We start from the raw sequence: 1,666 nt of genomic DNA, 5'->3' as shown, positions 1-1,666 counted from the left end.
TTGTGGATATTGTATCTAGTTAATAGACTAGATATGGGATATCCAACCAAAGTCCAGCTCATCAAACGGGCGAAAAGCGAACAGTGGTATGTTAATTTTCCTGCCGCAGTTGCACAGGCCATTGAGTTTCAGCAAGGAGAAGTGGTAGAGTGGATCATTGACGATCATCAACGCTTGGTATTACAGCGCAGTGACCAGTCCGTGTCGGACCTTAAAAAAAAACTCCCCAAGAAGACCTGAAGGGAATATTGGAGGGTATTTTCTCCGAATGCCGGTCCAGCTTTAAGCAGTTTCGTTCTTGGCAACGAGCAGGAAAGCTGATTAGCGGAGTACTTTCCTGTATGGGCCGTTCCACCATTACCGGTTGGCTGACCGCAAGTGGGGATCAGTTCAAGGATTGGTCGGCAGCCTATCGCCTATTTAAAGGGGACAGGATGGATATTGCCGGGATCTTCGGTGTCATCCGAAGAAAAGTAGTCGCGTTGACCGATCCGGGGCAGCTGTATGTTTTTGCCCACATGGATGACACGCTGTTACGCAAGAAAGGGAAAAACGTATTCGGTGCCCGATGGCTCAGAGATGCACTTGGGCCACCCTTCCAGACCAATCTGGTTTGGGGACAACGGTTCATTCAGCTTTCGCTGTCCTGTTTTTCCAAGATGGGAGCCGTACAGGCCAGGGCTATTCCTGTGGATCTCCATCATTGTCCCAGCGTAAAAAAGCCAGGTAAAGCAGCTAATGAGCAGGATTGGGAGCAGTATAAAGAAACCCAGAAAAAAGCCAGACTCAGCGTAATCGGAGCCCAACGGGTCAAGCTTCTGCGTGAAAATCTCGATCAGGACGGGTTTGCCGATAAGCAACTGGTGGTCAGCGTGGACGGAAGCTACACCAACGAGACCGTTCTCAAGAAGCTCCCTGCCAACACCGTCCTAATCGGCAGAATACGCAAAGACTGTAGCATCTATCTACCTCCTGAACCACCCACCTCGGGTAAGGGACGTAAAAAAGTTTACGGAGAAGCGCTCCCCACTCCCGAACAGATTCGCCAGTCCGATGACTATTCTTGGGTAAAAGTCCAAGCTTGGGCAGCAGGCAAAGTACACGACTTTCAGCTCAAAGTAATCCCGATAGTCCGCTGGAGAAAAGCGGGAAACAAAGATCTGAAACTGGTCATCATCCGACCGGTTTCCTACCGCAAAACCCTCAAGTCAAAACTGCTCTACCGAGACCCAGCCTACCTGATCTGTACCGAACCGGATCTGGACTTAGCCACACTGCTGCAAGCCTACCTCTGGAGGTGGGAGATCGAAGTCAATTTTAAAGATCAGAAAACTATCCTGGGATGCGGACAAGCACAAGTTAGGACCGAAGAGGCCTGTGAAAAAGTCCCCGCATTCCTCACTTCTGTTTACGCCATGCTTATGTTGGCCGCAGAAACAGCTAAAAGCCAGGTCTTGCCTAGACCCAAGTGGTATAAATCCGATAAATCAACCCGTACAACAACAGGCGATATCCTCAATCAATTCAGGGCATTAAACTGGTCCTACAACTCAAAAATCAATTTCTCCGACTTCGTAAACATTCAAAAAAAACTGCAAACCCTTAAAAAATCAGATAATCCTATCCTAGCCGCATTATTTCAGGCCAGATATTAGCCAAACTTGAG

Annotated in this window: 2 protein-coding genes; both read left to right on the top strand. The window is 48.6% G+C overall.

Annotated features, from left to right (window positions below):
* The first annotated feature begins 33 nt into the window (after positions 1 to 33).
* A complete protein-coding gene (locus B879_RS20670) occupies positions 34 to 240 on the top strand; it encodes a hypothetical protein (protein ID WP_009187174.1) in 207 nt (68 codons plus the stop codon).
* 8 nt (positions 241 to 248) lie between these two features.
* Positions 249 to 1,655, top strand: a complete 1,407-nt coding sequence (locus tag B879_RS20665; protein WP_262481917.1) for an IS701 family transposase — start codon at positions 249 to 251, stop codon at positions 1,653 to 1,655.
* Positions 1,656 to 1,666 lie beyond the last annotated feature (11 nt).

The organism is Cecembia lonarensis LW9, assembly GCF_000298295.1.
In the GTDB taxonomy this organism is placed as follows: Bacteria; Bacteroidota; Bacteroidia; order Cytophagales; family Cyclobacteriaceae; genus Cecembia; species Cecembia lonarensis.
Note: the sequence above shows the minus strand (reverse complement) of the source record. Positions and strands in the feature narration are given on the sequence as shown.